Genomic DNA, 5,330 nt, shown 5'->3' on the forward strand with positions numbered 1-5,330 from the left:
CGCCCCACCCCGACCCGTGGAGGCCCGTCCGTGACCCAGGTGCTCTCCGGCTTCGCGGTCGTGTGGGTGATCATCCTCGTGGGCGTCCTGGTGGGGCCCACGGGGGTGCTCGGCGAGCACGGCCGCACCGTGCTCTCCCGCGCGGCGTTCTTCATCGGCAACCCGGCGCTGCTGTTCGTCACGCTCTCCCGCGCGGACGTGGGCGCCGTGCTGGGCCCCCAGCTGTGGGTGGCCACGCTGTCCGCGTTCACCGCGGCCGCACTGTACCTCGCGGTGACGGTCCCGCTGCTGAAGGGCAGGTCGGCCTCGGAGCGGATCATGTCCGCGCTCAGCGCCTCGCTCGTGAACTCGGCGAACCTCGGCATCCCCATCGCGGCCTACGTCCTCGGCGACGCCGCCCTGGCCGCCCCGGCGCTCATCTTCCAGCTGGCGATCTACACGCCGCTCTACGTGGCCGCGATGGACGCCGCCACCGCGCGCGAGGTCCGGCGACGCACGACGGCGGGCCGGCGCCGGGCGGTGCGCCGCTCCCCCGGGCGCGCCGTGGCCGACCAGGTCCGCCACACGGTCACCAACCCCCTGATCCTGGGCTCGGTGGCCGGCCTGGTCTTCTCCCTCACCGGCTGGTCGTTGCCGGGCCCCCTCATGGAGTCCGTGGAGCTCATCGGCGGGCTGTCCATCCCGGCGATGCTCCTGGCGTTCGGCATGTCGCTGGTCGGCTCGCGGCCGCTCGAGCGGGCCGGCGGTCGGCGCGCGGACGTGCTGCTCGCCTCGGCGGTGAAGCTGGTGGTGCATCCGCTGCTGGCCTGGCTGCTCGCGCAGTTCGTGTTCGGCCTGGATGCGCGGCACGTGTTCGTCGCCGTCGTCCTGGCCTCCCTGCCGACCGCACAGAACGTGTTCGTCACCGCCGTGCGCTACGACACGGGCCTGCGCGTCTCGAAGGACACGGTCCTGGTCACCACGATCGTCGCGATCCCGGCGATGATCGCCGTCGCCCTGCTGCTGGCCTGAGGCCGACGACGGCGGCGCCCGGCCCGGTGCCGCGCGCCGGGCGCCTCGCCGCGGCTCAGACGTCCCGGCGGATCAGCTCGTCCAGCCCCGTGGGCGAGAGCAGGTACGGAGCGACCTCGAGCACGGTGCGCGCCCCCGTCTCCCCCTGGGCCCTCAGGCGCGCGGCGGCACGGCCGTAGGCGACCTGCGCGGCGGCGGTGAAGTCGGGGTTGGACTCCAGCTCCAGCACGAACTCGACCGCGCTGCGCGAGCCGCCGAGGTCGCCCGAGGTGACGACGTGGCCGCCGTGCGGCATGCCCTGGTGGTCGCGCTCGAACTCCTCCTCGGAGATGAAGTGCACGGTGGTCTCGTACGGGGCGAAGTAGTCCGGCATCGTGGTGATGGCCTCGGTGATGGACGCGTGGTCGGCCTCGTCGGCCACCACGTAGCACTCACGCACGTGCGCGGAGGCGCCGGTGATCTCGGCGCCCCGACCGGCGCGGGCCTCGGCGATCGCCTCCTCGCTGGGGATCGTGTACTGCACGCCGCGCCGGACGCCGGGGACCCGCCGGACGGCGTCGGAATGGCCCTGCGAGAGGCCCTTGCCCCAGAACGTGTTCTGCTGCGGCTGCGGGAACAGCGCGGCGCCCAGCACCCGGTTCACCGAGAACAGGCCCGGGTCCCAGCCGGTGGAGATCATCGCCACGTGCCCGCCCTCCCGGGCCGCGGCGTCCATCTCGGCGCGGTGCCGCGGGATGAGCTGGTGGTTGTCGTAGGTGTCCACGGTGGTGAAGTGCCGCGCGTAGCCGGCCGCCTGCTCGGGGATGTCCGTGGCGCTGCCGAGGCAGAGGAACAGCACGTCGATCTCCCCGGCGTGCTCGGCGGCCCGCTCCGCCGGGAGCACGGGCGTGTCCGTGTCCAGGCCGGTGCGGCGCGAGAAGATGCCCACCAGCTCCATGTCCGGCTGGAGCTTCACGAGCTTCTCCACACTGCGGCCGAGGTTCCCGTATCCGACGATGCCGGCGCGGATGGTCATGTGCGTCCTCCTGGAGGGGTCGTGGTCAGGTCGGTCCCGCCAGCCTAGGCCCGGCGCCGCGGGGCGCCGAGTCCGCCCGCCGGACCGCGCAGCAGGAGCACGACGACGGCGACCAGCCCCGCCAACGCCAGCACGCTGACCACGTAGATCGGCCAGGCCCACGGGCTGTGGTCGCCCCCGCCGATGCCGTAGGTGTCCGCGAGCGCCATGCCCGGCCCGAACGAGGCCATGAAATAGGCCGGAGAGGCGGCGACGAGCGAGGCGAGGCCCAGGGCGAGGACCGCCAGCGGGTCGACCTCCTCGCGACGCCACGTGAGGAACCACAGGACCGCGGCCACGCCGAGCCCGGCCGCCAGGATCACGGCCGGAAGGATGAAGGGGACGCCGAGCTGGCCCGCCGCGCTCAGGTCCGCGTAGATCCTCCGGAGGCCGCGGTCGCCGGGCGCGGCGGCCAACGGGTTGAGGACGAACACCTGCAGGGCCGCGAGCGCCGCGACGGCCGCGACGACGCCCGGGACCACCGCACCCGCGGCGAGCCGCACCCAGCCGGGCCGGTCGGGCAGGGCGAGGGGGCGTCGGGCGGAAGGGGACATGCGGCCAGGCTAACCGCTCGCCTCCGCCGCGGGCGCGAGAGCCTCCGGCGCCGTTTCCTCAACGACAGCGTCTGCGGAGGCGCCCCCGCCGTCTCGTCGACGAGCGCGGCGGGTGGGGTCAGCGCACGCCGGCGCCGGAGAGGGTCTTGGCCCAGGCCTCGATGGCGTCCCAGTCGCGGTAGTCGCCGTAGTGCTCGTTGCGGGAGAGCTTGAGCTTGAGCTTCTCCAGCCGGCCCAGGCGCTCCTCGACGAGCGCCCCGCGGAAGTACGCCACCTCGCGCGGACCGTAGGACTCGAGCTTCTCCCGCACCGGCGGGGCCAGCTCGGGCGCGCCGCCGGAGGCCAGGATCACGAGCGGCAGGTCCGCCAGCTCGGCCCGACGGGTGTCGAGGAACGCCCGCGCGTCGGCGGCGAGCGAGCCCGTGTAGACCGGGGCCGCGACGATCACCGCGTCCGCCGTGGCCAGCCACGCGGCGGCGCCCTCGACGTCCTCCACCACGGTCGGGACGGCCTGCGACGTGCGCAGCACCTCCGCGACACGCTCGGCGATCTCTCGCGTGGATCCGTGGGCGGACGAGGTGACGATGAGCGTGGTCATGGTGGGGCGCAGCCTTCGGGGTCGGGGGCGGACGACGCGCTCAGTGTATCCCGCGCAGGTCCAGGTCCAGGCGGGTCTCGGCGCCCTTCGGGGCCCGGTCCGGGGTGTGCACCGTGACCGGGATGCCCCAGTCCTGCTGGTACAGGTGGCAGGCGGCGTGGTCCGGGATGGGCTGCCCCTTCTCCCCGTCGCACGCGGCGGCCCGGGCGGTGATGTGCAGGACGCCCTCCTCGACCTCGGGGTTCAGCCGCAGCGTCCGGTGCAGCCCCGTGGACGTGCCGGCGCCCTCGAGCAGCAGCTCCTCCGGGGACGAGGAGACCTTCAGCTGCGTGGGGTCGCCCCAGCGGTCGTCCAGCTTCTGCCCCGTGGGCGCGGCGAAGCCGATCGTCAGGTCCAGGTCGCCGGCCACCACCGGGGTGCGGGGACGCTGCGTCTGCCGCGCGCCTTCGTCCACGGTGAGGAACTCCTCCGGCACCGCCAGCCGCGTGAGCCGGTGGGCGTTGGACTCGACCACCACGATCGCAGTGTCGTTCCCGTCCGCGTCGTGCTCCACGAGCACGTCCGAGGGCTCGAGCAGTCCGCGCGCCACCGTGGTCACCGTGGCCGGGACCGCCCGGCCCGCGGCGTCCTCGCCGGCCGGGGCGTACCGGCGGATCGCGCCGTTGTACGTGTCGGCGATCAGCACGGAGCCGTCCGGCAGGGCTGTGACGCCCAGCGCGTGCTGCAGGCGCGCGCGGTCCGCCTCCCCGTCCACGTGGCCGAAGTCGAACAGGCCCGCCCCGACGGCGGTCCCGACCTCGCGGCGCCCGTCCTCCCCGGTCCGCACCCAGCGCACCGCGGAGGTCTCCGAGTCCGCGACCCACAGCGTGCCGTCCGCGCCCACGGACAGCCCCGAGGGCTGCGCGAACCAGGCCCGTCCGGCGTCGCCGTCCAGCAGGCCCTCGAGCGCCGTGCCCGCGTGCACCGCGAGCGCGCCCGTGACGGGGTCGAAGTCGAAGAGCTGGTGCGTGCCGGCCATCGCGATCACCACACGCCCCAGGGCGGGGTGCCACACGACGTCCCACGGGGAGGACAGCGAGATCGCGGTCGGCTCCCCGGGCAGGTCCGCGAGGTCGACGGCGACGTCCCCCTCGTCGTCGACGGCGGCGGCCTCCTTGGCGCGCTCGGAGTCGATGAGCTTCTGCACGCCGTTGCCGGCGAGGGTGCTGACGCGCCCGTCCGACAGGCGCAGGCCCCGCAGCCGGTGGTTGACGGAGTCCGCCACGACGACGTCGTAGCCGACGCGCTGGGCGACGTCCTCGGGCAGCAGCGCCAGGCCCTGGGGCTCGTTGAACAGCGCCTCGTCCGGCCCGCCGTCCGCGTGGCCCTTCTCCCCGGGCGTGGGGAATGCGAGCTCGGCCTGGCCCGCGTCCGCCGCGGCGGGGTCCCCGCCGCCGAACGCGCGGAGCACCGTGGTCAGGTCCTCGGCGACCTCCAGGAGGCGGTGGTGGCCGGTGTCCGAGACGAGGAACGAGCCCGGGCGGGAGCCGCGGCCGCCGAGCGACACGGCCTTGCCGGGGAACGACAGGTCCCGGGCCACGGGCGCGGGCGGGACGTAGGGGCCGGAGCCGCGGTGCAGCGTGCCCTTGGCCTCATGCTCGGCCACGAGCTCGCGCACGAGCCCGTAGAGCCCGGCCACGTGCCCCTCGCCGGACAGGTGCGCGGCGATGTAGCCCTCCGGGTCCACCACCACGAGGGTGGGCCACGCGCGCGCCGAGTACGCCTGCCACGTGGTCAGCTCGGGGTCGTCCAGCACGGGGTGCTCGATGGCGTAGCGCTCGACGGCGGCCGCGAGCGCGTCCGGGTCCGCCTCGTGCTCGAACTTGGGCGAGTGCACGCCCACCGTGACGAGCACGTCCGCGAACTCCTCCTCAAGCGGGCGCAGCTCGTCCAGGACGTGCAGGCAGTTGATGCAGCAGAACGTCCAGAAGTCGAGGAGCACGACCTTGCCGCGCAGGTCCTCGAGGGCCACCTGCTCGCCGCCGGTGTTCAGCCAGCCGCGGCCCACGAGCTCGGACGCGCGCACCCGGGTGGCCGCGCGCGGCACGGCGGCGGGGGCGTCAGCGGACGGGGC

Annotated in this window: 5 protein-coding genes; 1 reads left to right on the plus strand and 4 read right to left on the minus strand. The window is 74.8% G+C overall.

The genetic code is table 11. The annotated features are described in order from the left end of the window. Positions 1-30: 30 nt before the first annotated feature. Complete coding sequence (locus tag J1M41_RS02005; RefSeq protein ID WP_206451061.1) at positions 31-1,011, plus strand: AEC family transporter; 981 nt, start codon at positions 31-33, stop codon at positions 1,009-1,011. A 55-nt stretch (positions 1,012-1,066) separates the two neighbouring features. Here the strand turns inward: J1M41_RS02005 and J1M41_RS02010 are convergent, their stop codons facing one another. The 4 genes from J1M41_RS02010 to J1M41_RS02025 form a co-directional block, all read right to left on the minus strand. Further along, positions 1,067-2,026, minus strand: coding sequence for a diaminopimelate dehydrogenase (locus J1M41_RS02010; RefSeq protein ID WP_206451037.1), 960 nt, complete (start codon positions 2,024-2,026; stop codon positions 1,067-1,069). A 44-nt stretch (positions 2,027-2,070) separates the two neighbouring features. Continuing rightward, the gene (locus J1M41_RS02015; protein WP_241247628.1) at positions 2,071-2,619 is read right to left on the minus strand and encodes a hypothetical protein; all 549 of its coding nucleotides are present in this window, start codon (positions 2,617-2,619) and stop codon (positions 2,071-2,073) included. Positions 2,620-2,737: 118 nt separating this feature from the next. After that, positions 2,738-3,217, minus strand: a complete 480-nt coding sequence (locus J1M41_RS02020; RefSeq protein ID WP_069941971.1) for a flavodoxin domain-containing protein — start codon at positions 3,215-3,217, stop codon at positions 2,738-2,740. A gap of 40 nt (positions 3,218-3,257) precedes the next feature. Further along, on the minus strand, positions 3,258-5,330 hold a 2,073-nt coding region (locus J1M41_RS02025; RefSeq protein ID WP_241247629.1), incomplete at its 5' end, for an NHL domain-containing thioredoxin family protein.

This window comes from Micrococcus sp. KRD096 (assembly GCF_017168495.1).
GTDB classification, from domain to species: domain Bacteria; phylum Actinomycetota; class Actinomycetes; order Actinomycetales; family Micrococcaceae; genus Micrococcus; species Micrococcus luteus.

What these genes read in the sequence shown, in the direction of transcription:
- J1M41_RS02010 (WP_206451037.1), bottom strand. Translation starts at nt 2,026, where the DNA reads ATGACCATCCGCGCCGGCATCGTCGGATACGGGAACCTCGGCCGCAGT.
- J1M41_RS02015 (WP_241247628.1), bottom strand. Translation starts at nt 2,619, where the DNA reads ATGTCCCCTTCCGCCCGACGCCCCCTCGCCCTGCCCGACCGGCCCGGC.
- J1M41_RS02020 (WP_069941971.1), bottom strand. Translation starts at nt 3,217, where the DNA reads ATGACCACGCTCATCGTCACCTCGTCCGCCCACGGATCCACGCGAGAG.